This is a genomic window from Streptomyces sp. NPDC002276 (genome assembly GCF_053891435.1).
Genome location: NZ_JBSFCQ010000028.1, coordinates 12,141 through 36,055, shown reverse-complemented (window position 1 = coordinate 36,055; position 23,915 = coordinate 12,141). Strand labels below are relative to the sequence as shown.

Annotated in this window: 22 protein-coding genes; 12 read left to right on the top strand and 10 right to left on the bottom strand. The window is 70.1% G+C overall.

The annotated features are described in order from the left end of the window. Window positions 1–4: 4 nt before the first annotated feature. Window positions 5–811, bottom strand: coding sequence for an SGNH/GDSL hydrolase family protein (locus tag ACWIHT_RS42735; RefSeq protein WP_456174028.1), 807 nt, complete (start codon window positions 809–811; stop codon window positions 5–7). Window positions 812–1,094: 283 nt separating this feature from the next. Here ACWIHT_RS42735 and ACWIHT_RS42730 point away from each other — a divergent pair, with 283 nt between their 5' ends. The 6 genes from ACWIHT_RS42730 to ACWIHT_RS42705 all read left to right on the top strand — a co-directional run bounded on the left by ACWIHT_RS42730 (window position 1,095) and on the right by ACWIHT_RS42705 (window position 9,721). Next, complete coding sequence (locus ACWIHT_RS42730; RefSeq protein WP_456174027.1) at window positions 1,095–2,303, top strand: S8 family serine peptidase; 1,209 nt, start codon at window positions 1,095–1,097, stop codon at window positions 2,301–2,303. Between the two features lie 274 nt (window positions 2,304–2,577). Next, entirely contained in the window at window positions 2,578–2,904 is a 327-nt protein-coding gene (locus ACWIHT_RS42725; RefSeq protein WP_456174026.1) for a hypothetical protein, read from the top strand. A 369-nt stretch (window positions 2,905–3,273) separates the two neighbouring features. Continuing rightward, entirely contained in the window at window positions 3,274–4,092 is an 819-nt protein-coding gene (locus tag ACWIHT_RS42720; RefSeq protein ID WP_456174025.1) for a glycosyltransferase family 2 protein, read from the top strand. Further along, window positions 4,089–5,090, top strand: coding sequence for a glycosyltransferase family 2 protein (locus ACWIHT_RS42715; protein ID WP_456174024.1), 1,002 nt, complete (start codon window positions 4,089–4,091; stop codon window positions 5,088–5,090). The genes ACWIHT_RS42720 and ACWIHT_RS42715 overlap by 4 nt, the downstream gene beginning before the upstream one ends. Further along, the gene (locus tag ACWIHT_RS42710; RefSeq protein WP_456174023.1) at window positions 5,083–5,883 is read left to right on the top strand and encodes a polysaccharide deacetylase family protein; all 801 of its coding nucleotides are present in this window, start codon (window positions 5,083–5,085) and stop codon (window positions 5,881–5,883) included. The genes ACWIHT_RS42715 and ACWIHT_RS42710 overlap by 8 nt, the downstream gene beginning before the upstream one ends. Further along, a complete protein-coding gene (locus tag ACWIHT_RS42705) occupies window positions 5,876–9,721 on the top strand; it encodes a lipopolysaccharide biosynthesis protein (protein ID WP_456174022.1) in 3,846 nt (1,281 codons plus the stop codon). Before ACWIHT_RS42710 ends, ACWIHT_RS42705 begins: the two co-directional genes overlap by 8 nt. A 24-nt stretch (window positions 9,722–9,745) precedes the next feature. On the opposite strand, the gene ACWIHT_RS42700 is transcribed toward ACWIHT_RS42705, so the two are convergent. Continuing rightward, a complete protein-coding gene (locus tag ACWIHT_RS42700) occupies window positions 9,746–11,161 on the bottom strand; it encodes a GH39 family glycosyl hydrolase (protein ID WP_456174021.1) in 1,416 nt (471 codons plus the stop codon). Window positions 11,162–11,349: 188 nt separating this feature from the next. On the opposite strand from ACWIHT_RS42700, the gene ACWIHT_RS42695 reads away from it, so the two are divergent. Then, a complete protein-coding gene (locus ACWIHT_RS42695) occupies window positions 11,350–12,444 on the top strand; it encodes a DUF5925 domain-containing protein (RefSeq protein ID WP_456174020.1) in 1,095 nt (364 codons plus the stop codon). A gap of 16 nt (window positions 12,445–12,460) precedes the next feature. Here the strand turns inward: ACWIHT_RS42695 and ACWIHT_RS42690 are convergent, their stop codons facing one another. After that, window positions 12,461–12,829 (bottom strand): GntR family transcriptional regulator, encoded by a 369-nt coding sequence (locus ACWIHT_RS42690; RefSeq protein WP_456174019.1) that lies wholly within the window; start codon window positions 12,827–12,829, stop codon window positions 12,461–12,463. A 71-nt stretch (window positions 12,830–12,900) separates the two neighbouring features. Here ACWIHT_RS42690 and ACWIHT_RS42685 point away from each other — a divergent pair, with 71 nt between their 5' ends. Further along, window positions 12,901–13,830 (top strand): N-acetyltransferase family protein, encoded by a 930-nt coding sequence (locus tag ACWIHT_RS42685; RefSeq protein ID WP_456174018.1) that lies wholly within the window; start codon window positions 12,901–12,903, stop codon window positions 13,828–13,830. Then, the gene (locus tag ACWIHT_RS42680) at window positions 13,811–14,311 is read left to right on the top strand and encodes a DUF402 domain-containing protein (RefSeq protein WP_456174017.1); all 501 of its coding nucleotides are present in this window, start codon (window positions 13,811–13,813) and stop codon (window positions 14,309–14,311) included. Before ACWIHT_RS42685 ends, ACWIHT_RS42680 begins: the two co-directional genes overlap by 20 nt. Window positions 14,312–14,318: 7 nt before the next feature. On the opposite strand, the gene ACWIHT_RS42675 is transcribed toward ACWIHT_RS42680, so the two are convergent. Then, window positions 14,319–14,918 carry a class I SAM-dependent methyltransferase gene (locus ACWIHT_RS42675; protein WP_456174016.1) on the bottom strand — a complete coding sequence of 200 codons (600 nt, stop codon included), beginning with the start codon at window positions 14,916–14,918 and terminating at the stop codon, window positions 14,319–14,321. 135 nt (window positions 14,919–15,053) lie between these two features. On the opposite strand from ACWIHT_RS42675, the gene ACWIHT_RS42670 reads away from it, so the two are divergent. Then, complete coding sequence (locus ACWIHT_RS42670; RefSeq protein WP_267930306.1) at window positions 15,054–15,188, top strand: hypothetical protein; 135 nt, start codon at window positions 15,054–15,056, stop codon at window positions 15,186–15,188. A 21-nt stretch (window positions 15,189–15,209) separates the two neighbouring features. Here the strand turns inward: ACWIHT_RS42670 and ACWIHT_RS42665 are convergent, their stop codons facing one another. Together ACWIHT_RS42665 and ACWIHT_RS42660 are read right to left on the bottom strand one after the other, a co-directional pair. Continuing rightward, the gene (locus ACWIHT_RS42665; RefSeq protein WP_456174015.1) at window positions 15,210–15,656 is read right to left on the bottom strand and encodes a GNAT family N-acetyltransferase; all 447 of its coding nucleotides are present in this window, start codon (window positions 15,654–15,656) and stop codon (window positions 15,210–15,212) included. Further along, window positions 15,653–16,009 (bottom strand): cupin domain-containing protein, encoded by a 357-nt coding sequence (locus ACWIHT_RS42660; RefSeq protein ID WP_456174014.1) that lies wholly within the window; start codon window positions 16,007–16,009, stop codon window positions 15,653–15,655. Before ACWIHT_RS42660 ends, ACWIHT_RS42665 begins: the two co-directional genes overlap by 4 nt. 191 nt (window positions 16,010–16,200) lie before the next feature. Here ACWIHT_RS42660 and ACWIHT_RS42655 point away from each other — a divergent pair, with 191 nt between their 5' ends. Beyond that, a complete protein-coding gene (locus tag ACWIHT_RS42655; protein WP_456174013.1) occupies window positions 16,201–17,238 on the top strand; it encodes a lytic polysaccharide monooxygenase auxiliary activity family 9 protein in 1,038 nt (345 codons plus the stop codon). A 72-nt stretch (window positions 17,239–17,310) separates the two neighbouring features. Here ACWIHT_RS42655 and ACWIHT_RS42650 read toward each other — a convergent pair whose 3' ends face one another. Together ACWIHT_RS42650 and ACWIHT_RS42645 are read right to left on the bottom strand one after the other, a co-directional pair. After that, entirely contained in the window at window positions 17,311–18,168 is an 858-nt protein-coding gene (locus ACWIHT_RS42650) for an esterase/lipase family protein (protein ID WP_456174012.1), read from the bottom strand. 146 nt (window positions 18,169–18,314) lie between these two features. Next, complete coding sequence (locus tag ACWIHT_RS42645) at window positions 18,315–18,761, bottom strand: MarR family winged helix-turn-helix transcriptional regulator (protein WP_456174011.1); 447 nt, start codon at window positions 18,759–18,761, stop codon at window positions 18,315–18,317. Window positions 18,762–18,855: 94 nt separating this feature from the next. Here ACWIHT_RS42645 and ACWIHT_RS42640 point away from each other — a divergent pair, with 94 nt between their 5' ends. Further along, window positions 18,856–19,230 (top strand): cupin domain-containing protein, encoded by a 375-nt coding sequence (locus tag ACWIHT_RS42640; protein WP_456174010.1) that lies wholly within the window; start codon window positions 18,856–18,858, stop codon window positions 19,228–19,230. Between the two features lie 90 nt (window positions 19,231–19,320). Here the strand turns inward: ACWIHT_RS42640 and ACWIHT_RS42635 are convergent, their stop codons facing one another. Both ACWIHT_RS42635 and ACWIHT_RS42630 read right to left on the bottom strand, forming a co-directional pair. Next, window positions 19,321–20,304 carry a DNA polymerase Y family protein gene (locus ACWIHT_RS42635; RefSeq protein ID WP_456174009.1) on the bottom strand — a complete coding sequence of 328 codons (984 nt, stop codon included), beginning with the start codon at window positions 20,302–20,304 and terminating at the stop codon, window positions 19,321–19,323. After that, window positions 20,301–23,753, bottom strand: coding sequence for a DNA polymerase III subunit alpha (locus tag ACWIHT_RS42630; RefSeq protein ID WP_456174008.1), 3,453 nt, complete (start codon window positions 23,751–23,753; stop codon window positions 20,301–20,303). Before ACWIHT_RS42630 ends, ACWIHT_RS42635 begins: the two co-directional genes overlap by 4 nt. Window positions 23,754–23,915 lie beyond the last annotated feature (162 nt).

The following is a 23,915-nucleotide window of genomic DNA, read 5'->3' as shown; positions in this document are numbered from 1 at the left end:
GCGGTCAGGCGGCGCTGGTGAACACCGGGAGGTAGCCGCCGGACTGGCCGGCCGCGGTCGGGTGGTACGACTCGGTGATGCTCAGCAGGTTGAGGCTGTGCAGCCAGGAGCTGCCGGAGCAGATCTCGTGGCCGGTGAACGTGGTGCGGACGTCGCCGAACGTGAAGCCGTGGTCGGCGGCGCGCTTGGCGAGGGCCGCGTCGAGGTAGTCGGCCGCGCCGTTGATGGCGGTGCGCTTGGTCGCGGAGAGGCCGAGGCAGGTGGTGCCGAGCTTGTAGAAGCGCGGGTAGCCGAGCACGACCACGTGCGCGGCGGGGGCTTTGGCGCTGATCGCCGAGTAGACCTTGTCGAGTTGGGCGGGGAGCGTCGAGTCGACGTACGCCTTCGCGGTGGCGATCCGGGTCAGGCAGGAGCTGTCGGACTGGAGGACGCAGGTCGTCATGACGTCGGCGAAGCCCGCGTCGTTGCCGCCGACGGAGATCGAGACGAGGGTCGTGGCCGAGCTGAGCGGGGTGAGTTGACTCGCCAGAACATCACCCGTTCGGGCGCCGGAGCAAGCGGTGAAGTCGAACGTCGAGGGTGAGTGGGCGGCTGCCCAGAGGTAGGGGTAGGCCTTGGTGCTGCGGTCGCAGGAGCCGCTGGAGCTGATGTAGCTGCCCGCGCCGACGCCCGAGGAGTAGGAGTCGCCGAGGGCCACATAGCCGCCGGTTGCGGCGAGTTGGGACGCCTGCGCCGTCATCGCCCCGGTGAGGGCGAGTCCGGCGGCGAGGAGGAGCGAGGTCACGTATGCCGTAAATCGGGAACGTCTCATGGAACCTCCCTTAGCAGGATCTCTGCCACAACCGTCGTACCAACTACGCGCATCGGCGGGAAGTGTCCATGCCAATAGACGGGTTGCCGGGGCCATTGATTGCGTGTTCATGACAGGTGTGTGACAGGCCGTCAACTCCCTTGAACCACACCGGTACATGACCCACTCTTTACTCAGCCTTGGTGCGGAACGCAACGCTCCACGGCTGTGCGCACGACGACGCGCGCACCCCCACATTCGCGCGCCGACCCGGGCGCGCCGCCTGGAGGAGGACTCCCTCGCAATGGCACTCCTGCGTAGCAACAAGCTCCGGCTCGCCGCGATAACCGGCGCGGCCACCGCCGCTCTCGTCGGCGGGCTCACCGCACTCCCCGCCCAGGCCGCTCCGGCCACGGGCACGGTCCTGGCCGCCGGCTCCCCCACAGCCGTCGACGGCAGCTACATCGTCACCCTCAAGAAGAGCGCCGGCCTCAAGGCGTCCTCGGCCGCGGGCAAGGGCCTGGTCAAGGAGTACGGCGGCACGGTCACGAAGACGTTCGGCACCGTGCTGAACGGCTACACGGCCAGCCTCTCCGCGGCCGAGGCCGCGAGACTCGCCGCCGACCCGGCCGTGGCCGCGGTGGAGCAGAACCAGCGCGTCCACCTGACCGACACCACCCAGTCCAGCGCGCCCTGGGGCCTGGACCGCATCGACCAGGCCGCGCTGCCGCTCTCGGGCACGTACACCTACCCGGACACCGCGGGCAGCGGGGTGACCGTGTACGTCATCGACACCGGCGTCCGGATCACCCACACCCAGATCAGCGGCCGTGCCTCCTACGGCTACGACGCGGTCGACGGCGACACCACCGCCTCCGACGGCAACGGCCACGGCACCCATGTGGCCACGACGATCGCGGGCTCGACGTACGGCGTCGCCAAGAAGGCGAACATCGTGGCGGTCCGGGTGCTCGACAACAGCGGCTCGGGTACGACGGCCGGGGTGATCGCGGGCATCGACTGGGTGACCTCGAACCACACCACCCCGGCGGTCGCCAACATGTCGCTCGGCGGCTCCGCCTCCACCTCGCTGGACACGGCGGTCGCCAACTCCATCTCCAGTGGCGTGACTTACGCCATCGCGGCGGGCAACAGCGCGGCCAACGCCTCCTCGTACTCCCCCGCCCGGGTCGCCACCGCGATCACGGTCGGCGCCACCACCAGCACGGACGCCAAGGCCAGTTACTCCAACTACGGTTCGGTGCTGGACATCTTCGCGCCCGGCTCGTCGATCCTGGCGGGCTACAACACCAGCGACACCGCCACCGCCACCCTGTCGGGCACCTCGATGGCGACCCCGCACGTGGCGGGCGCGGCGGCCGTCTATCTCGCGGGCCACACCTCGTCCACTCCGGCCCAGGTCGCCACCGCACTGGTGAACGGCGCCACTTCGAATGTCGTGACCAGCGCGGGCACCGGTTCGCCGAACAAGCTGCTGAAAATCGTCCCGTAGCGCTCGACCGGCCCCACTCGATTAATTGTTCCCCGGAGGCAACAGCCGCCTCCGGGGAACATTCATTCGGAGAGCCACGAGAACCGGTGCAAGCCTCTTCCGCACCTTGACGTGCCCGGTCGGGCTGCGCCACATTGAAACCCGGCATCCGGCGCGCTGGGGGGCAAAGTCGCCAATGCAGACCTTAGGTATCAAGAGAACATCCACCGCCGACACCGAGCGGGCGCGACCAGGACCGGGGAGGGACCTGTCGGCGCTTTTCGCCGGTGCGGCCGTGACCATCGGGGCGGTCGGCGCGGTGCTCGCGCTCATCGGTTCCGGATCACCGTTGCGCGGACCGTTCGCGCTGTTCTTCCTTTTCTCCGCGCCGGCCTCGGCAATTGCGGCGGCGCTGCGCGGACTTGATCCCTACGGCCGCGTTCTCGCGTCGGTCGCGGGCGCGGTGGTCGTCGACATGCTGGTCGCCCAGGGAATGCTGGCCGTGCACCGGTGGTCGATCGACGGGGGAATCGTCGCGGTGGCGGTGATCAGTGGCCTGACAGCACTATCGGTATTCGTGCGGCATATGCGCCGCCGTACAACGGCTGACAAAGGAGTGTAACGGTCAAACCAACAAAAACGTGAGGCCTCGTTTCAGGCCTTGCCATACGGGTTCAATCATCAATACCGTCGTAATCTCACCCGCACTGGTCCATCATCGAGCGGCTCTAGGGGAGGGCTCAAGGACCGCGATGAACCGGCGCGGGGCGCGGTAGGGGGGTGCCGTGCTCGGTGACCGCACTGGTGGCCGAGTCGTCCGCGCGGCCGGCTTTCATATGTGTTTTCGGGGGTCGACCAGCTTTGCCAGCTCACCACGCGTGCACGGAGATCCATTGATCCGTGTCGCCCGTGAGAACCCCCCTTTCGAACCGGAGCACAGAGCCGGGCCGCCCAGGGGCGGGCGGTCCGCCGGACGAGAGGGACCAGACTCATGAGTTCCGTTCTGCGCCCAGCCACATCGGGCCAAGATCCATTAATGTCGGCCAAATACCGGCCGATCTCTTCTCACCTGGCCATCGCACCGCCGGTGAGCGTGGTGATTCCCGCCATGAATGAGGCGGAGAATCTCCCGTACGTCTTCAAGACACTGCCCGCGTGGATACACGAAGTGGTTCTTGTGGACGGCAATTCCACCGACAACACCGTGGAAGTGGCCCGCGAACTGTGGCCCGGGGTGAAGGTCGTCGAACAGCAGGGAAAGGGCAAGGGGGATGCCCTGATCACCGGATTCGAGGCGTGCAGCGGCGACATCATCGTGATGGTCGACGCGGACGGCTCGGCCGACGGACACGAGATCGTCAGCTATGTCTCCGCGCTTGTCTCGGGCGCGGACTTCGCCAAAGGTTCCCGTTTCGCCAACGGCGGCGGCACGGACGACATGACGTTCATCCGCAAGCTCGGCAACTGGGCGCTGTGCACGATCGTCAACCGCAAGTTCGGCGCCCGCTACACCGATCTCTGCTACGGATACAACGCGTTCTGGCGGCACTGCCTCGACAAGATCGACCTCGACTGCACCGGCTTCGAGATCGAGACCCTGATCAACATCCGGGTGGTCAAGGCCGGCCTCAAGGTGCAGGAGATCCCCAGCCACGAGTACCTCCGCATCCACGGCACGAGCAATCTGCGCGCCGTGCGGGACGGCATCAGGGTGCTCAAGGTGATCCTCAAGGAGCGCTCCAACAGGCGTGCGCTGCGCAGCCGTTCGCACGCGAGGGTGATCGACTCGGTCCGGGGAGAGGTGTCTTGAGCGGTCCCGACATCTCCGTCGTGATCTGCGTCTACACCGAGGACCGCTGGGAGGACATCCTCGCGGCGGTCTCCTCGGTGCGTGCGCAGTCACGGCCCGCGCTGGAGACGTTGCTGGTCGTCGACCACAACCCCGCTCTCCTGGACCGACTCACCAGGGAGTACAAGGACTTCGAGGAGAGCGGCGAGGTCCGTGTGCTGGCGAACGCGGGCCCGCGCGGCCTGTCCGCCGGCCGCAACACCGGCATCTCCGTGTCGTTCGGCGAGGTCATCGCCTTCCTCGACGACGACGCCGTGGCCGAGCGTGAGTGGCTGCGGCACTTCGCCGAGGCGTACGCCGACCCCAAGGTCATGGCCGTAGGCGGCCGTACGATGCCGATCTGGGCGTCGGGGCGCCGACCGGCCTGGTTTCCCCAGGAGTTCGACTGGGTGGTGGGCTGCACGTACAAGGGCCTGCCGCCGGGCCGGGTCCGGGTGCGCAACGTCCTCGGGGGCAACGCCTCGTTCCGGCGTACGGCGTTCGACGCGGCGGGGGGTTTCGCCACCGGCATCGGTCGGGACGGCGACAAGCGTCCGCTGGGCTGCGAGGAGACGGAGTTGTGCATCCGGCTCACGCGGGCCAGACCGGACGCGGTGCTACTGATCGACGACCGGGCGGTGATCCACCACCGGGTGCCCGAGGCGCGCGAGCACTTCGGGTACTTCCGTACGCGGACGTACGCCGAGGGTCTGTCCAAGGCGCTGGTGGCCCGAAGTGTCGGCGCGGACAAGGGACTTGAGTCGGAGCGCCGTTACACCACCCGGGTCCTGCCGGCCGGGGTGGCGCGCGGGCTGCGGGACTTCGTGTTCGCCCGGCCGGGCGGCGCGGGCCGGGCGGGCGCGATCGTCGCCGGGGTGTTCACGGCGGCGGGCGGGTATGTCGTCGGGAGCGTACGGGCACGGCGGGGCGGGGCCGGTTTCGAGGTGGCCGGGATCGAGCGGGGGGACGCGCATGAGTGACACACCGGTGCCGATTCTCATGTACCACTCCGTCGCCGCCGCCCCGAACGACGCCACCCGCGACCTGTCCGTGGCGCCGGAGGCGTTCGCCGAACAGCTGGCGCTGCTCGGCGACTTGCACTTCACCCCGATCAACACCGCCGATCTGGCGGCTAGTTGGCGCTCGGGCAAGCCGCTGCCGGAGCGCCCGGTCCTGATCACGTTCGACGACGGCTACGAGGGCGTGCACCGGCACGCGCTGCCCGCACTCGTCCAACACGGCTTCGCGTCCACCCTGTTCGTCTCCACCGGCTGGATCCGGGGCGCGTACGACACCGGGGGCGGCCTGGACACCATGCTCGACTGGGACCAGATCCGCCGACTCGCGGACGCCGACGTCGAGATCGGCGGCCACAGCCACACCCACCCGCAGCTCGACCAGCTCGACGACGAGACCCTGCGCGCGGAACTGGTTCGCTGCAAGGAGATCGTCGCCGACGAACTCGGCGCGGTACCCGTCTCGTTCGCGTATCCCTACGGCTACTCCAGCCGCCGGGTGCGCGTCGCGGTGCGGGAGACCGGGTTCACGCAGGCGCTCGCCGTCGGCAACGACCTCGCCCGCCGCCGTCAGGGGCCGTACGCGCTGCGACGGGTAACCGTGCGCCGCGGTACGGGTGTCGAGGAGTTCGAGCGGCTCGTCGAGGGCCGTGCGATCGCCCGCAACTTCGCCAGGGACCGGGCCCTCACCCAGGGGTACGCCATGGTCCGCAGAGCCCGACAGGTCCGCCGGAAGGCCAGCCGTTCCCGTGTCTGACACGACGACCACCACCCAGGACGCAGTGCCCGAGACCCAAGCGCCCCAGCAGTCCGGGCGCCGTCTGCGCCTGCCGGGGAGGCGCAAGTCCCCCGGCGGCAGCCCGCTGTTCCGCAACGCCTACGCCCTGATGCTCAACACCGGGATCTCCGCGGTGCTCGGCCTCGGCTACTGGCTGATCGCGGCCCACTACTACTCGGCCTCCGCCGTCGGACAGGGTTCGGCGGCGATCGCCGCGATGAAGCTGCTCGCCGGGCTCACCGCGGTGACGCTGACGGGCGCCCTCGCCCGCTTCATCCCGGTCGCGGGGCGCGCCACCGGACGCCTCATCTTCCGTACGTACGCGGGCAGTTCGCTCGTCGTCGCGCTCGGCGCCGGGGTCTTCCTGCTGACCCTGAGCGACTGGGGACCCTCGTACCGCTTCCTGCACGGGCCCATCCCCGCGCTCGGCTTCGTCGTCGCCGTCATGGCCTGGAACCTGCTCACGCTCCAGGACGGGGTGCTGACCGGACTGCGCAGCGCGCCCTGGGTGCCGGTGGGCAACACCGTGTTCTCGGCGGTGAAGTTGGGGCTGCTGGTCGGGCTCGCGTCGGTCTTCACCATGAGCGGTGTCTTCGTGTCGTGGGTCGCCGCGATCGCGTTCTCCGTGGTGCCGCTCGGCTGGCTGGTGTTCCGGCGGCTGGTGCCCCGGCACATCAAGGCGACCGAGGAGCACGCGAAGCCGCCGACGCTGCGGGAGATCGGGCGGTTCCTCGCCGGGGACTACACCGGCTCGCTGTTCTCGCTCGCCGTGGTCTACCTGGTGCCGGTGATCATCGCCTCGCAGGTCAGCTCCGAGGACAACGCGTACTTCTACATCACCACGACGATAGGCGGCACGGTCAACCTGCTCGCCATCAACATGGGTGCCTCACTGACCGTCGAGGGCTCCCACGACCCGGCGCGCATCGCCGCCAACACCCGGGCCGCGCTCAAGCGCATGGCCCGCATCATGCTGCCGATCTGCGGACTCCTGTTCATCGGGGCGCCGTACATCCTGGGCGTGTTCGGCTCGGGCTACGCGGACGCGGCGACCCCGCTGCTGCGCTGGTTCGCGGTGGGCGCGCTGCTGCGGGTCGTCATGGAGACGTACTTCGCGGTGCTGCGCGCGCAGAGCCGTACCGGTGGACTCGCCTGGCTCCAGGGCCTGTTGTGCGTCCTGGTGCTCGGTCTGACGCTGCTGCTGCTCCCCCGCATGGGCCTGACCGGCGCGGGTGTCGCCGAGATCTCCAGCCTCGCGGTGATCGTGACGATCGCCGCGCCCAAACTCTTCAGGACGCTCAGGGCCGCACCCGTGGAACTGCCCGCGGACGCGGCACCGGACGGCGACCTCGCCGACCTGGGGGCCCGCGAGGTCCCGGCCGCCGCGCGCCGTCGCGGCCCGGCCTGGGCGCTCGACTCCGACACCCTCGCGCTCGGCATCCACGTCGACTTCGACCACCTGGAACGGCGGCCCGACGTACGCCCGGGTCCCGGCACCCCGCCCGCCGGCACGCCCATCGTGTCCGGTGAGCAGCGGCCGACCTGGGCGCTCGGCATCAAGCGGTCCGAGATCGTGGGACTGCCGGTGGAAGAGCGCGAGCCGGGCTCGGAGTCCTCGGTGAGCCCGGTCGCGGAACCCGAGGTGGACGCGCCGTTCGAGCCCGCCAACGGCTCGGACCGGATGGTCGTACCGGAGGCGGCGCTGGTGGCGGCGGAAGCACGGGCGGCGGAGTCCCGGGGTGCGAAGTCCCTGGAGGCCGAAGTGCCGCCGCCCGCACGGCCGTTGTCGCTGCGCGAGCGTCTGGTGCCCACCCGTCCCGGGGTCGTCCTCGGCTGTCTGTTGGTCGCCGCGCTGCTCCTGTACTGGGTGCCCGCGCTGCGGCTCGGCGAGTCCGACCTCGACCGCATGGGCGGGCTCGGCCTGATCTCGGTGCTGCCGCTGCCCACCCTGGTCGGCGCCGCGCTGCTGATCACGGTGTTCGCCTCGCTGCTGTGGCTGGGCCGCGAGCACAAAGCACTGCTGCTGATCACGCTCCTCGCGACCGTGGTTTCATTGCACGCGCTGCCCGCCGTCATCGAACCCGAGCCGCGCTTCCCGACGGCCTGGCAGCACCTCGGGTTCATCGACTACATCGACCGCACCGGGTCGGCCGTACCCGACCTGGACGCCCGCTGGAGCTGGCCGGGCTTCTTCGCGGCGGCGGCGTTCATCGGCAAGGCCTGCGGGATCACCGACTGGACCGAGGTCATCCGCTGGTGGCCCACGGCCATCCAACTCGCCTATCTGGCACCGCTGTTCCTCCTCGTCCGTTCGCTGCGGGCGAGTTGGCGGGCGAAGTGGACCGGCGTCTGGATCTTCGTGCTCAGCGGCTGGGTCGGCCAGGACTACTTCTCCCCGCAGGGCTTCACCTTCCTGCTCTATCTGGCCTTCGTGGCGATCCTCCTGGTCTGGTTCCGGGCGCCCGGGGTCCTGTGGACGAAGATGCGCCCCGGCGAGGCGGAGGTCGAACCCACCGACCGGCGCCAACAGGCCGTCCTGCTCCTGGTGTTGATCGGTCTGTTCGCGGCGAGCGTCCCGGCCCACCAGCTCACCCCGTTCGTGATGCTGGGCGTCCTCACGGTCCTCGTCCTGATCGGCCGCTCCGAACTGCGCGGTCTGCCCATCCTGTTCGCGGTACTGGTCGCGGTGTGGATCGGTTTCATGGCCGAGCCGTACTGGTCCGGACACTTCAACGACCTCTTCGGCGGGGTCGGCGGCGTCGGCAGCAATGTCTCGACGTCCGTCTCCGGCCGTATCCAGGGCGGCAGTTCGACCCACAAGCTGGTCCTCTACACCCGCGTCCTGCTGGCCGGCGGCGTCATGTCCTTCGCCTGCTGGGGCTGGTGGCGCCGCCGCGACCACAAGTACCGCGAACGCTCCCTCCTCGTCCTCACCTTCGTCCCGTTCCTGGGCTTCGGCATGCAGTCCTACGGCGGTGAGATGGCGCTGCGGGTCTTCATGTTCGCGGTGCCGGGCGCGGCCCTGCTCGCGGGTCTCGCCCTCTTCCCGCGCACCGGCGTCACCGCCAAGGAGCGCGAGAAGGACCGCGTGAGCCTCGCCCCGCTGGCCGCGCTGGTCGCGGGCCTGGTGCTCATGGGCGGCTTCCTGGTGGCCCGTTGGGGCAACGAGGGCTTCGAGCGGGTGCGGCCCGGCGAGGTCGCCGCCATGAACTACGTGTACGCCCACGACAAGCCGACCGTACGGCTGCTGTGGCTGACCGACGACACGGTCAACGACGTGACGCCGGCGATGCCGTGGGGCGCGAAGGACATGGAGCGGGTCAACTACGTTCCCACGCTGGCCCCTTCGGACCCGGTGCTGGTGTCCGGTCTGGTCAAGGCGCTCAAGGACGCGGGCCCGAACTCGTATCTGATGCTCAACAAGAGCCAGGTCGTCTCGCTCCAGCTGGACGCGGGCTACTCGGCGACCTGGGAGTCCCGGCTCATCCAGAACCTGGACAACCGGCAGGAGTTGAGGAAGGTCCTCGTCAACGAGGACGTGACCATGTACGCGCTGCGCGAGCAGCCGGCCGGTGCGGTCCCGAAGCCCGATCCCGGGCCGATCGGACCGCAGATCACCTGGACGCCGTGGTCGGTGGTGGGCGCGCTCGCCGCGCTCGCGCTGATCCTGATGCTGACGGCCCGCGAGATCGTCCGGGTCGCGGTACGGCCGAGCGTGCGTCAACTGCGGTGGTTGCAGAGCAGTTTCTGGTTCTCGCTGCCCCTGCTGGCGGTGCTGCTGGCCTCGCTGGTGCAGCGGTTCCTGACGATGAAGTAGCGGGGTCCTACGGGGTCAAGTGGCTCAGCGTGTCAGCCACTTGACCCCATAGGCCGCCATCTCGAATTCCTGGCCGTCGACCTTCGCGCTGATCTGCCGGTCCAGGGTGTTCACGACCAGGACCGTCTTGTCGGTGGCGAGGACCTTCACGTTGGGCACGTCGTCCGCGGCGACCGGCACGGTCGTGAACTTCGTGCCCGGCCCGAAGGCCGCGTCGAAGCGGGAGACCAGGTCGTACATGGGCAGTTGCCTCCCGCCGTCGGAACTGTCGGTCGGCGTCCACAGACAGCCCGCGCAGTTCGCGCCCTTCTCGGTCTCCGGGTTCCAGTAGAAGCCGGAGGTGGCGCCACCCTTGGCCATGGCGATCATTCCGGCGGCCTGGACGGCGACGCGGTGGGTCTCGGACCAGCCCTTGCGGTCATCGTTGCCGTCGGCGGGCTCGACGTAGTACTCGGCCCACCACAGGGGCAGGTCGTGCGTCTGCTGCCGTACCCACTCGCTGACGGCGGTGAGTTTGTCGGTGGCGGCGAACTCGTTCGGCAGCAGTTCGTCGTCGTTGGTGTAGCTGGAGCCGTCCACGACCACGAAGTCCGCGCCGACCTTGTTCTTGTTCCAGTAGTCGAAGGCGTCGATGATCCGCTGGTCCATCGCGCCCCAACTGCCCTTGAAGGAGCTGGAGGCGTTCGGATCGCGCGGGTCGACGCTGTCCATCACGAGGTAGGGGCCACCGACCATGATCTTCGGGTTGACCTTCTTCAGCGCCTTGTAGACCAGGTTGTAGAGCTGCGTGTAACCCTCGTAGTCCCAGCGCTGCTTGGCGTTGTTCCAGAAGCCCTTGAACTCGTTCCACACGATGAAGTGGGTGACGTCCGGGTACCGCTTGGCGACCGTCGCGGCGAGCGCGGCGAAGTCCGCGTAGTGGTCCGGCCGCGGGGCCGTCTCCAGCGACGCCTGGCTCCAATCGGTGTTGTCCACGCCCGACTTGCCGCCCTTCATCCAGTCGGGCGAGCAGCACAGCGTGATCACCGGGGTGCCGCCCGACTTGCGGACGAAGTCGATCCGGCGGTCGAGGGCGCCGAAGTCGTAACGCCCCTTCACCGGCTCGGGGTTGTCGGCACCCCAGCCCATGATGGCCTGGTCCTGCGGGAGTTGGGACTTCGCGAGCAGTCCCTCGACGCGTTCGGTCGCGGTGTCGCTGCCCTCGTCGGCGCTGTACTGGGTGTGGGTGAAGCCCCAGCCGACCTCGGGCCGGTCCTCGTCGGGCGGGCTCGCGGGGGTGCCGTGCACCTTGTCGCCGTCGCGCGAGGTGCCCGCGGTGCTTCCGCCGCCGGGAAGCGTGTTGATCAGGGTCACGATCAGAGCCAGTGCGGCCACACCCACGCCGAGCAGCGCGGTGAGGCGCCACCGTCGTGCCCCCGAATTCCACCCATGACGTCCCATCAAGGGCAACAGTAACGTCGGTGCCCGGTACTGGGGCAGGTCTCCACATGCACAGGCTTGTAACAGGACCGAGGGGATACACGGCCGACACGGAGCGGACACATCGGATGCACCGGGCGCAGGCGACACTCGGGGGCGCACTACGGAAAGCGGGTGCACACGGCGTCCGCGTGCCGGATCATGGCCCCATGTCCACCAACCCGCACGACGCGCTGCCGATCCGGCTCAACGTCGACGACTCCGACTCCCCGTCCGATGTCGTCGACGCGCTGTTCCTCGGCCGCTTCGCGACGGGCGAGCAGCCGTACTCGCACGCGGCGAACATCGACCGCGTACGGTCCGGGGCGACCCTGCTCCCGCCGGGCGCCCGCGTGCTGCGCGCCGCCCGCGACGACGACCGCAGCGCGACGCTCGCGGAGGGTGACGGCTGGACGCTGCTGATCTCCCGCTGGAACCGGGGCGCCGACGTCACGGTCACGGCGACCAGCGAGGAGCTCGCCGAGAAGGTCCTCGGCCAGGCGACCGACGGCGCGGCGGACGAGCCCGAACCGCAGCCGGAGAACGTGACGATGGGGTTCTGGTACGTCTCCCCCCGGCGCGGCCCGCACCGGACGACCCGGCAGATCTCGGCGGGCACGTGGGACGAGGTGCGCCCCAACTACACGGGTCCCGTGGCCAATGCGATGGACACCCTGATGAAGACGACCCCGGAGGACATCGCGGGCCGGCTGCTGTTGCTGCACGGCCCGCCGGGCACCGGCAAGACCTCGGCGCTGCGCACGCTGGCGCGTTCCTGGCGGGACTGGTGCCAGGTGGACTGCGTCCTGGACCCCGAGCGCCTCTTCTCCGACGTCGGCTATCTGATGGACATCGCGATCGGCGAGGACGACACGACGGGCAAGGGCCGTTGGCGGCTCCTCCTCCTGGAGGACTGCGACGAGCTGATCCGCGGCGAGGCCAAGCACACGGCGGGCCAGGCCCTCTCCCGCCTCCTGAACCTCACGGACGGCCTGCTCGGCCAGGGCCGCAACGTCCTGGTGGGCGTCACCACCAACGAGGACCTGGAGCGTCTGCACCCGGCCGTCGTCCGCCCCGGCCGCTGCCTCGCCCGCATCGAGGTCGGCGCGCTCACCCGCCGCGAGGCGATCGGCTGGCTCGGCACGGAGGAGGGCATCGGCCGCGAGGGCGCGACCCTGGCGGAGCTGTACGCCCTGCGCCGGGGCACCCAGCCGACCTCGGTTCCGGACCAACGGGAGGGGGCGGACGCGGGGTTGTATCTGTGAACAACACCCGTAGCGGCTAAGCCCCGTAGGCCGCGCGCAGCGCATCCCGTACGGCCGCCGTCGCGTCCTCCCGCGTAAGCCCCAACCGCCGGACCTTCTCCGCGTAAGCCTGCGCGGCCGACGACGCCTCCCGCTCCGCCGCCGAGCCCGCGGCGGCGATCAGCGTTCCGTTGCGGCCCCGCGTCTCGATCACGCCGTCCGTCTCCAGCGCCCGGTACGCCTTGGCGACGGTGTTCGCGGCGAGGCCGAGCGACTCGGCCAGTCCCCGTACCGTGGGCAGCCGGTGGCCGACCGGCAGCGCTCCGGACCGGGCCTGCTCGGAGATCTGGGCGCGGATCTGCTCGTAGGGCGCGGCACTGTCATCGATGTGGATCTTCAAGGTCACGGCCCGATTGTCCCGCACCCACCGGAAAATGAGAGGCACTACGGCGCGGCTCCGCCGTAGCGTGCGGCTCCATGACCGTGATCGCGCGCGACCTGAACCCCGGCGTCCGGGCCGACCTGGACGGCTTCGTCGAGGTCCGCCGCCTCGCGCTGCCCTACGTACTGTTCACCCCGGAGTCCGTCGCCTTCGACATCGCCCACGCGCACCCGGAGGCCCGGCTGCGCAGACTGGTCGCGGAGGAGGACGGCGAGATCATCGGCACGGCACAGGTGGGCATCGCCTACGAGAGCCCCGAGCCCGGCCAGGGCTTCGTCAACGTGTATGTGCACCCGGGGCGGACGCGCCGGGGCGCCGGGGCGCTCCTGGTTCGCGCCGCCGAGGAGCACCTGGCCGCCGAGGGCGCGGTCAGGCTCTACGCCTGGGTCCTGAACGCGCCGGACAACCGCGCCTTCGCCGAGCGGTTCGGCTACACGGCGAGCCGCTCCGCGCACTTCCTGCGGCTGGACCTGGCGCACGGCACCCTGCCCCCGCTCCAGGGCCTTCCGCCGGGCGTCGAGATCCGCCCGGGCTCGGACTTCGGCGACGATCCGCGCCCACTGTTCGAGCTGGACGCGGAGGCGATGCTGGACGAACCCAGCGACATCGACACCGAGTTCACCGACTACGAGGCCTGGCTGGAGGAGACCTGGCGAAATCCGCTCTTCAGCCCGGAGTTGACGTCCGTCGCCCTCGTCGACGGACGCCCGGCGGCCTTCAGCGCGGCCCGCACGGACGGCGGTACTCGCTACGGCACCGTCATGACCGGTACGGCCCGCGCCCATCGCGGCCGGGGGCTGGCCAAGCTCGCCAAGAACGACTCCCTGCACCGCGCCCGCGCCGCCGGATGCGCGGAGGCGTTCACGGGCAACGACGCCGGGAACGGGCCGATGCTCGCGATCAACAAGTGGTTCGGCTATGAGACCTGCGCTACGGAGGTGCGGTATGTCCGTGAACTCGCCTGATTCCGCTCGCCAGTTGGACGTCGTCCTCGTCAAGGCGGGCCGTACGAAGATCCGTTACGCGGCGGAGCTGCTCTTCGACGACGGTATCCGCCTCGCCGTCCGGGCCCCGTGGGCGGGGGACGGCGTCCGCGACTTCGGCTTCGTGCGCTTCGAGCGCGGTGACGTGTTCACCGAGTACTACTGGCGGGACCGCTGGTACGCGGTGAAGGAAGTCCGGGACGGCGGCGGGAGGTTGAAGGGCTGGTACTGCGACATCACCCGCCCCGCGACCCGCTCCGGCGCCGAACTCGTCGTAGAGGACCTCGACTTGGACCTGTGGCTGTCCGCCGACGGCAGGGAGGTGCGGCGGCTGGACGAGGACGAGTTCGCGGCGAGTGGGCTGGCCGTCTCGGACCCCGTGGCCGCGGCGGCGGCCGTGGCGGCGCTCGACGAGTTGGAGGGGCTGGCCCGTGCGGGCGGGTTCGCCGCGCTGCTGCGGTGAGGCCCGCTCACCCCGTGGCGACCACCGCGTACCGCTCGTCGGCCACCGGCTTCCCCCACAGCAGCGGGTCGTCCGACAGCCGCTCGACGCGCACGTGCCCGGCGACGGGCGCCAGGAGCTCGGCGAGCCGCTCGGCGGATATGCCGACCGGGCTCACCGCCCCCCAGCGGCCCTCGATCAGCACCAGCCGTCCTTCGGGGCGCAGCAGGCCGTGCCAGTGCCGCAGGACCCGGGCGGGGTCGGGCAGCGTCCACAGCACATGCCGTACGAGGACGACGTCGTAGCGCTGCTCGCCGACCGGAGGGGTCGCCGCGTCACCGAGCAGGAATGCCGCGTCACGGCCGGCCAGTTTCGCGCGGGCGAGGTCCACCATCGCCGGGGAGAGGTCGACGCCGGTGACACGGTGTCCCTGCTCGGCCGCGAGGAGCGACAGGGTGCCGGTGCCGCAGCCGAGGTCGAGGACATCGGCCGCGGCGGCGGGCAGCCAGCCGCGCATTCGGTCCGCCCAGGCCCGCCGGACCTCCGGGTCGCGCAGGCCGTGATCAGGCTCTTCGTCGAAGGTCGGGGCCTCCGCGTCCCAGTCCACGTTCGCTTCAAGTTCACTCATGCGCCCAGCGTGACACCCGCCACTGACAGTCCCATCGTGACAGCCACCACAGACAGACCCGCTTCGATGAGTCACCCTCCCGGGAACGGTCCACCTCGTGAGAACACGAACCCGGGTGGACACAAGGAGGCAGCCATGCGCCGCGTAACCGTGCAGAAGCCCCTGAAGAAGTCGGACACCCGTCGGGTACGGGACGAGACCGACGAGCGCCCTGTAGAGCGCCCGGAGGTCCGAAAGGACATCGCCCGCACGTGGTGGCCGGACGGCTGATCCGGCCCGCCGGTCCACCGGTCAGCCGAGCCGCTTGCGGTAGTGGACGCGGTCGTAGGGCCCGTCCGTGCGCCGCTCGACGACCTCGTAGCCGAACCGCGGGTAGATCTCCTGGTTCTCCCACATCAACGCGTTCGTGTAGAGCCTGACCTCCGGCAGGCCGAGCGCACGCGCGCGTGCCTCGACGAATTCCAGCAGCCGCCGTCCCACCCCCGTGCCGTGTGCGTCGGGGTGGACGGCGATGCTGTCGAGGAACAGGTGGTCGGCGCGCTCCTCGATCACCACGAGGCCGATCACGGGGTCCCCCGTCACGAAGACGCGCCCGGCGGCCACATTCGCCATGTGGTCCGCCTCCATGGGCTGCGGCACCACACCGATGCGCGCGGTGTAGTGGCCGTACGCCATGTCGGTCACGGCCTTCACGGCCGGTACGTCGGTGGGGACGGCCGCGCGGACTCCGGTGGTCACGGGCGATGCCCGGCGGTGTGCGTGCTCATCACGAGCATCCGGACGCCCTCCGTGCTCGTCCACGGTCCGTGTTCCATGTCCGGGTGGCGGTAGGCGTACATGCCCGCGGTGAAGGTCTCGCCGAGGCGCAGGTCGGTGAGGTCGCCTTCGAGGATGTACACCTCCTCGAAGTAGTCGTGCCGGACGGCACCCTGGGCGCTGGTGTCGGTCCCCGGCTCGTAGTGCTGGAGCACGGTGGAGTCCCCGGAGACCGGGTCCACGGCCAACTCCTGCTCCCACACTCCCGCGGGCGCCCCGGCCGGCCGCCGCCAGGGTGTCTCGGGGCGATGGAACTCCGACTGCGGTCTGCTCATCTGCGACACCTCTCCACCCTCACGACACCCGACTCCCTGAGCCCTCGGTTAGCCCTGCCTTAACACGACCATAAGGATCTCTCTCCCCCGTCTCCAGCAGGCGATTTCGCGGTTTCCAGGGGCTAGCTTCTGATCACCCCACGGGATTCGTCCCCCGCGCCGCGAACCGTTCGAGGAGTTGGAGTTCCGCCATGCTCGCACGCCGCAAGGCCGTCGCTGTCGCCGTCCTCGGCATGGCTCCCCTCGTCCTGACCGCGCTCGCCGCGGCACCCGCGGCGGCCCACGGTTCGATGGGGGACCCGGTCAGCCGGGTCGCGCAGTGCTACGCGGAGGGACCGGAGAACCCGAAGTCGGCCGCGTGCGAGGCAGCCGTCGCGGCCGGTGGCACCCAGGCGCTCTACGACTGGAACGGCATCCGCATCGGCGACGCCAACGGGCAGCACCGGACGCTGATCCCGGACGGCAAGCTGTGCAGCGCGAACAACGCGGAGTTCAAGGGCCTCGACCTGGCCCGCGCGGACTGGCCGGCGACCGGCGTCAGCAGCGGCTCGTACACCTTCAAGTACCGCGTGACCGCACCGCACAAGGGCACCTTCAAGGTGTACCTCACCAAGTCCGGCTACGACCCCTCGCAGCCGCTCGCCTGGACCGACCTGGACCTGGAGCACCCGGTCGCGACGGCCACCGACCCGGTCGCCTCGGGCGGCTTCTACACCTTCTCCGGCACGCTCCCCCAGCGCTCGGGCAGGCAGCTCCTGTACGCGATCTGGCAGCGCTCGGACAGCCCGGAGGCGTTCTACTCCTGCTCGGACGTCAGCTTCGGCGGGAACGGCGGCGGCAACACGGGCTCCAACGGCGGTGGTGCGGCGGGCAGTTCGACACCGGCGCCCACCTCGGCCGCTCCCGCCCCGACCGCTCCCGCGCCGTCCGCCTCCGCCCCGTCCGACGAGCAGATCGCGGCCGGGGCCGACAAGTCGACCGTAGAACACCACGGTCACGGAGACGCGAACGCGAACGCGAGCACCCCGGCGGAGCCGGTCGCCGCCGCGGAACAGGCCAACGGGCCCCAACCCGCGGGCAGTTCGCAGAATCTGGCGGCGACCGGCAGCAACGACAGCTCGCCGTATCTGGTCATCGGCGGCGCGGCCTCCCTGGCGCTCGGCGCCGCGGCCCTGTTCGCCTCGGTCCGCCGCCGCGCGACCAACGGCGGTGGACGGCACGGCCGTTAGTACGGCCGTCCAGGGGGCGGGGTCTGTCCGGCGGCTCAGGTCGGACAGACCCCGCGGTGTGCGAATCGGGTATCAGCTCAGTGCCGACAGGCAGTTGGTGGTGGTGGCGTGCGCCGGGTCGAGGGCGTTGGCGACCTCGTGGAAGGCGATCCGGTCCGAGAGCCCGAGCAGCGCGTGCTCGGAGAGGTCGAGTGAACACAGGTTCTGGATCAGCACGTTGTGCACGTCGGACCCGCTGAGGAACTGGCTCTTGTACGGCGTGACGACCTCGTCGTACTTGGTGGCGATGACCGTGTAGTGGACGCCGGGGACGGTGTCGCCGCCCGCGTTCAGCTTGGTGAGGAAGGCCGAGCCGGCGATCTGGTCGGCGAGGGCGGGGGTGGCCGCCGAGATGACGTCCTCGGCGCCCGGGAAGTACGGCAGGAGCTTGGTGAGGCCGTCCAGGGTGGTGCCGTGGTTGTCGGGCGCGATGCCGACGAAGGTGTCCACCTTGGCCGCTCCGCCGAGGAACTTGAGGTAGTAGCGGGGCATCATGCCGCCCTGCGAGTGGCCGACGAGGTCGACCTTGGCGGCGCCGGTCGCGGCGAGCACCGTGTCGACGTAGGCCTGGAGTTGCTCTGCCGACTTGTCGATGGGGCCGAGGCCGTGGATGAGGGGGACGCCGGGGAGTTGGCCGTAGTCGAGGGAGAAGACGCAGTAGCCGCGGGCCTCCAGGTATGGGGCGAGAACCAGCCAGTTGTCGGTGCTGTTGGCGAACGTTCCGTGTACGAGGACGACCGGGTCGGGGTGGGCGGTGGAGGGCTTGCACGTGTAATCGTTCCAGCCGGTGCTCGGGGCGCTCGCCGCGTGGGCGGCGGTGGGGAGAGCGGCGACCGCGGCGGTCAGGAGCAGTGCGGTCAGGGGTCTGAGCACTCGTTTCCAGGGCAGCATCGTGTGATCTCCTTGCGGCTCAAGGGAGTTGCGACGGCCTTACGCCCTGTGATCCGGATCACAAGAATGCTGTTCTCTCATCAAGTTACGAGCGAGTAGGTGAAGCGTGAAGTTACGCGTCAGTAAAAACTTCCAGTGATAACCAGTCACCAGGTCGGCCTGATGGGACCGTAGGGCGCAATCCGCACCAAACGGTCACACAACACGCGCACTTCACTTTCGCCCAGCAGTTCGACCCACGGCCGCACGGCGTCGGCGGCGGCCTCCTCCGCCGCACGCGTACAGGCCCAGCCCGACTCGGTCAGCACGATCAGCCGGGCGCGCGCGTCGACGGGATGCGGACGCCGCTCGACATACCCCCTGCGCACCAGCTCCTCGACGAGCTGACTCGCGGCCTGCTTGGTCACTCCGAGGTGGGCGGCGAGTTCGGTGACCGTCGCACCGTCCGGGGCGAGACGCACGAAGGTGAACCCGTGCGCGGGCCGCACCCCCTCGAAGCCGCGGGCGACGACGCCCTCGTTGATGCGCCGCGTGAGTTCACCGGCGACGGCGAGCACGGCGGCGGACAGGGCGATGGCCTCGGAGTTCTGCACGGAGGCATTGAAACACCCTTGACGAACCGGTCAAGCGGCTTGACCATGGAGCCATATAGTCAAGCAGCTTGACCACCTCGGGAGAGGCTCACCCATGCCCGTCATCCGCTCGACCGAAGCCGTCACGCACGAGATCCACGGCGCCCGCTTCGTCTCGTACGCCCATCCCCGCACCGGCAGCAAGGAGTTGTGCGCCTGGCGCGGCGAGATCCCGGCCCGCACCAAGGCGCCCCTGCACACCGTCAACCGCGAGGAGATCCTGCACATCCTCGAAGGCGAGCTGGTCGTCACGCTCGACGGCCGCACCGAGCGGGTCGGCGCGGGCGACACGCTGATCATCAACCCCGGCGCGACCTTCGGCGCCGAGAACCCCACCGACCGTGCCGCGATCACCTGGGTCACCACGTCCATCGGCCTGGAGGCGGAGCTGGCCGACGGGACGCACATCGTTCCGCCGTGGGCCAACTGACGTATGGATGGGGGGAGTTCGGTGGAACATGGCGCCGCCGACCTGCCGCATCGCGCTGACCGCCGCGGAGCCGACGGCCGAGACGTCTGGTCACGCGACATGGAATGTCGCCGCTCCCGCCGGCTGTACCGCCCGCGCGCCAAACCGGTCCCGGGCGCGATCGGCGGCGGCCTCGATACGGCGAGCCTTCTCGTCGGTCGGTTCGAAGAGCAGTTGACGGGAAGCCCGTTCGGCGGAAATCAAGTTCTCCGCCCGCAGAGAGACGGTACGGACACGGGCGCGCTGAAGAGCGAGTCGGTCATGGAGGTCGTGAGCGAGTGCGGTCAGGGAGCGGGTGTGGGCGGTCGGTTCGCGTAGCTTGCGGGTGCGAGTCGTTGTCGAGCGGTCCGCGTAGCGGATGGTGAGAGTGAGGGCACAGGCCACCTGGGACTCTCCGCGCAGTCGTAGGCCGAGGCGGTCGGTGAGCGCGAGCAGGGCGGCACGCTGCCGGTCCCGGTCCAACTCGTCCTGGGCAAAGCGGTGTTCGACGCTCATCGAGCGGGATGGAGCCGAAGGGGTCACTGGCGTCGGGTCGAGGCCGCGGGCCGCGTCGTGGAAGTGGCGGCCGGCGGTGACGCCCAGGATGCGTTGCAGCGTGCCGAGGGGTGCGGCGGCGATCCTGCCGACGCTGTCCAGGCCGTACGAGGACAGGGTGCGGGTGGTCGCCGGTCCCACGCCTTGCAGGGCGGCGGTGGGTTTCTTCGCGAGGAAGGCGGTGACCGTGTCGATGTCGTCGGGCAGGGTGCGGACCGCCGAGGGCGGGCCGTCGGCCGCGACCATGCGGGCAAGCATCGGGTTCGCGGCGATGCCGACCGTGGAGCGGAGCCCGTAGAGCCCACCGGTGCGCGCCCGGATCCGCTCGGCCAGTGCCGTGGCGTCCGTGCCGAAGTAACACAGGCTGCCGGAGACATCGGCCAGCGCGGCATCCGGGGGCAGCGCCTGCACCAGGGGGGTGTACTCGGCCAGCAGGGCGAGAAGACGGCTGTAGAGCCGCTCGTCCCGCAGGTCGTGGAAGTGGATGTAAAGGATGTTCACCCTGCGCTCCCGGGGCTCTGGTGCCATAGCTTGCGGCTCTGTTTGACGGACTCGCCGGGTGGTTGCAGATCCGCCCAGGGATGCAGCGCGTAACCGGTTTCCAGTTGGAGGCTGCGGCTGCCCGCGGCTCCGCCCTGCGGTGGATCGGCCTGGGTGAGTCGTTCCGTCACCGCCGACAGGCCGCCCGCGCGGCGCAGTTCGGCCAGTTCGGTGAGGTCCCAGGCGGCGGAGCCGGTCACCGACAGCGCCTTTCCGCCGCCTCCGCCACGGCGCTGCACCACTCCGCGCACGAGCAGCAGCCAGGAATGGAAGACGGTGTGCGCGCAGGCCTCGTGGCTGTCCTCGAAGAACGCACAGTCCACCAGCCCTGTCGTGTCGTCGAGCGTGGTGAAGACGACGCGTTTGCCGGAGCGGACCGGCGGGGTCTGGACGGCTCCTTTCGCCCCGGCGACCAGCACCACCTGGCCGTGCGGCAGGTCTTTCAGCCGCTTCGCGTGGATGACACCGAGTTCTTCCAGCAACTCCCGGTGATCGCCCATGAGATGGCGGGAGGTGTCCATGCCGAGCACCCCGAGCTCGGCTCCGAGCCGCTCGGCATCGTCCAGGTCGGGCAGGCCGAGGGGGGCGACCGTACTGGCCTCCCCCAGCGTCAACTGCCCCTGCGCGGAGCGCTGTAGGCCGTGATGCAGCTCGGCGAGGTGCAGCAGCAGGTCACGGCGGTTGCGGCCGAAAGCGTCCAACGCGCCGACCTGGGCGAGGCGTTCGGCGACGGGCCGGGACGGCCGGGCCCGAGAAGCGAAGTCTTGAAGCGAGCTGTAGGGGCGCCCCGCGACGATCCGCGCCGCCTCGCTCTCACTCATCCCGCGCACGTCACAAAGGGCGAGCCGGATCCCGTGAACGGGCCGACCACTCCCCATATCAGACACCAGTTCGATTCGATAGGCGGCGTCTGACGCATTCACATCCAGCGGCAGGATCGGTATGCCCCGCCGCCGGGCATCCGCGAGCAGCAGTCGCTTCGGATACATCCCCGGATCATGCGTAAGGAGCCCGGCGTAGAAGGCGGCCGGATGATGAGCCTTCAGCCACGCCGACTGATACGAGGGCACCGCGAAGGCCACCGCGTGCGCCTTGCAGAAGCCGTATGCCCCGAACGCCTCGACGATCTTCCAGGTCCGCTCGACGACCTCCTCCTCGTACCCCCGTCCGCGAGCCTCCCGCGCGAACCACGCCCGCACTCGTCCGATCTGGTCCGCATCGGACAGCGCCCGTCGCGTGTAGTCGCCGAAGGCCAGGGTGCAGCCGGTCATGACCGACAGGATCTTGATGATCTGCTCGTGGAAGACCACCACGCCGTATGTCTCCCGCAACGCGGGCTCCAGGTCCGGGTGCGGACAGCGGGGTGCCTGGCGCCCGTGCCTGGCCTTGATGAACGGATCGACCATGTTGGCCGCGACCGGTCCTGGCCTGAACAACGAGATGTCGACGACGAGATCGTGGAAGGTGTCGGGCTGCAACCGGGCGATCAGGTCGCGCTGGCCCGGTGACTCGGTCTGGAAGCAGCCCAGGGTCTGCGAGGACTTGATCAGCTGAAATGTCTTCGGGTCGGCCGGCGGCACCTGGGCGGCGTCGTCCAGGTCGATGCGATGCCCGCCGGCCCGCTCGATCTCGGCGACGGCGTGCGCCATGGCGGACTGCATGCGTACGCCGAGTACGTCGAGCTTGAGCAGCCCGAGGTCCTCCACGTCCTCCTTGTCGAACTGGGACATCGGGAAGCCCTCACCGCTGGTCGGCATGACGGGGGTGCGGCGCAGCAGCGTGACGTCGGAGAGCAGGACACCGCACGGGTGCATGGCGATGCCGCGCGGGAGCGCGTCCAGGGCCTCGACCAGGTCCCACATGTGCGGGCCGTACGACTCCGGATCGATGCCGCGCAGCTCCGGCAACTCCCGCAGGGCGGTACGCGCGTCCCTGGCCCGGATGTGAGGAAACGATTTTGCAAGCCGGTCCACCTCGGCCGGATCCAGACCGAGAGCAAGGCCGACGTCGCGTACGGCGTGCCGCACCCGATAGGTCTCCGGCATGGACACGGTAGCCACCCGCTCCGGTCCGAAACGGTCGATGATCGCCCGGTAGACCTCCAGGCGACGGGCGGACTCCACGTCGATGTCGATGTCGGGCAGTTCCGCGCGCCGGTCGGACAGGAAACGCTCCATGAGCAGACCGTGCTCGACGGGATCGGCGGTGGCGACCCCGAGGAGATGGTTGACCAGGGAACCCGCGCCGGAGCCGCGGGCGGCGACCCGGATACCGAGTCCGCGGGTGTCGGCGACGACCTGGGCGACGGTGAGGAAGTACGAGGCGTATCCCAGCCGTTCGATCAGGCGCAGCTCGTCATCGAGACGCTCCCAGCGGCGGTGGTCGTGGTCGTAGCGGTGCAGCAGCATGGCGGCGGCGCACTTCGAACGCAGCACCCGCTCGGGAGTGCGCCGGTGAGCGCCGACGAGTTCCGGCTCGGGAAAATGCACACGTCCGAGCCCCAGGTCGTTCTCGGGGTCGACACGGCATGCGGCGGCGGTCTCCTCGGTGACCTCAAGCAGTCGGCGTACGGTGTTCGCGCCGTACCCCGCGGCTTCGGCGACCTGCTCGGCGATGCGCGCCATGTCCGTCGCCGGCTTGAGCCACCGCTCGCCACCGTCGCGCTCGCCGCGCGGATCGATCGGCACCAGGCGGCGCGCGGAGTCCAGGACGTCCGCGACCGGGCCCTGGCCGGGGTCGGCATAACGTACGGCGTTGCTCAGGACGGGCGTGATCCGCTGATCGGCGGCGAAGCCGAGGGTACGGGCCGCGAGCCGCAGCGAGCCGGAGCCGGTGCCGCCGCGGCCGTGGCAGACGACCTCGACGCGAAGCGCCGCGTCCTCGTAGCGCTCCCGCCAGGGCGCGAGCAGCTGGGCGGCGCGGTCCGGCCGCCCCGCGGCCAGGGCGCGGCCGACGTCCGACGCGGGACCGAGCAGCACGGTGAGGTGCTCCCCGCCGAGGGCACTCCAGGGCAGCAGGGGACGCCCGCCTCCCGCGGGATCCGCGTGCGCGGCACTCACCAGCCGGCACAGCTCGGCCCAGCCGCGGGCCCCGTCCCGGGCAAGGAAGACCACACGCTGGGCCGATTCGTCGACGAAGGCGCCGCCGCGGGCCGGTGCGCGTCGCCGCTCCGTGCGTCCGGTCGCTTCGGGGGGCGCCTCCACCGCGAGATCCACTCCGAACAGGGGGCGGACACCGGCCCGGTCCGCGGCCTTGGCGAAGCGGACGGCGCCGCCGAGAGTGTCCCGGTCGGTCAGGGCGACCGCGTCCATTCCCCGCTCGGCGGCCCGTTCCGCAAGCCGCTCGGGGTGCGAGGCGCCGTACCGCAGGGAGAACCCGGAGACGGCGTGTAGATGCGTAAAACCGCGCATCTGGACCACCTCGCCACTGGCTGCCCCCTGGTTCCCCTTTTCCACTCCGGTCCCTCCGGGGCGATGTCACCACCCTAAACCAGTATCGAACGTTTATGCGATCGGACGCCCCCTCACCTGCGGGAGCAGCCCGGTACGCCTCGATGGGCTTCGCGAAGGCAT

Coding starts and splice junctions, on each gene's coding strand:
- ACWIHT_RS42695 (WP_456174020.1), top strand. CDS start 11,350: ATGTCCACCAACCCGCACGACGCGCTGCCGATCCGGCTCAACGTCGAC.
- ACWIHT_RS42680 (WP_456174017.1), top strand. CDS start 13,811: ATGTCCGTGAACTCGCCTGATTCCGCTCGCCAGTTGGACGTCGTCCTC.
- ACWIHT_RS42655 (WP_456174013.1), top strand. CDS start 16,201: ATGCTCGCACGCCGCAAGGCCGTCGCTGTCGCCGTCCTCGGCATGGCT.
- ACWIHT_RS42675 (WP_456174016.1), bottom strand. CDS start 14,918: ATGAGTGAACTTGAAGCGAACGTGGACTGGGACGCGGAGGCCCCGACC.
- ACWIHT_RS42650 (WP_456174012.1), bottom strand. CDS start 18,168: ATGCTGCCCTGGAAACGAGTGCTCAGACCCCTGACCGCACTGCTCCTG.
- ACWIHT_RS42730 (WP_456174027.1), top strand. CDS start 1,095: ATGGCACTCCTGCGTAGCAACAAGCTCCGGCTCGCCGCGATAACCGGC.
- ACWIHT_RS42660 (WP_456174014.1), bottom strand. CDS start 16,009: ATGAGCAGACCGCAGTCGGAGTTCCATCGCCCCGAGACACCCTGGCGG.
- ACWIHT_RS42735 (WP_456174028.1), bottom strand. CDS start 811: ATGAGACGTTCCCGATTTACGGCATACGTGACCTCGCTCCTCCTCGCC.
- ACWIHT_RS42640 (WP_456174010.1), top strand. CDS start 18,856: ATGCCCGTCATCCGCTCGACCGAAGCCGTCACGCACGAGATCCACGGC.
- ACWIHT_RS42710 (WP_456174023.1), top strand. CDS start 5,083: ATGAGTGACACACCGGTGCCGATTCTCATGTACCACTCCGTCGCCGCC.
- ACWIHT_RS42670 (WP_267930306.1), top strand. CDS start 15,054: ATGCGCCGCGTAACCGTGCAGAAGCCCCTGAAGAAGTCGGACACCCGT.
- ACWIHT_RS42630 (WP_456174008.1), bottom strand. CDS start 23,753: ATGCGCGGTTTTACGCATCTACACGCCGTCTCCGGGTTCTCCCTGCGG.
- ACWIHT_RS42720 (WP_456174025.1), top strand. CDS start 3,274: ATGAGTTCCGTTCTGCGCCCAGCCACATCGGGCCAAGATCCATTAATG.
- ACWIHT_RS42685 (WP_456174018.1), top strand. CDS start 12,901: ATGACCGTGATCGCGCGCGACCTGAACCCCGGCGTCCGGGCCGACCTG.
- ACWIHT_RS42700 (WP_456174021.1), bottom strand. CDS start 11,161: ATGGGACGTCATGGGTGGAATTCGGGGGCACGACGGTGGCGCCTCACC.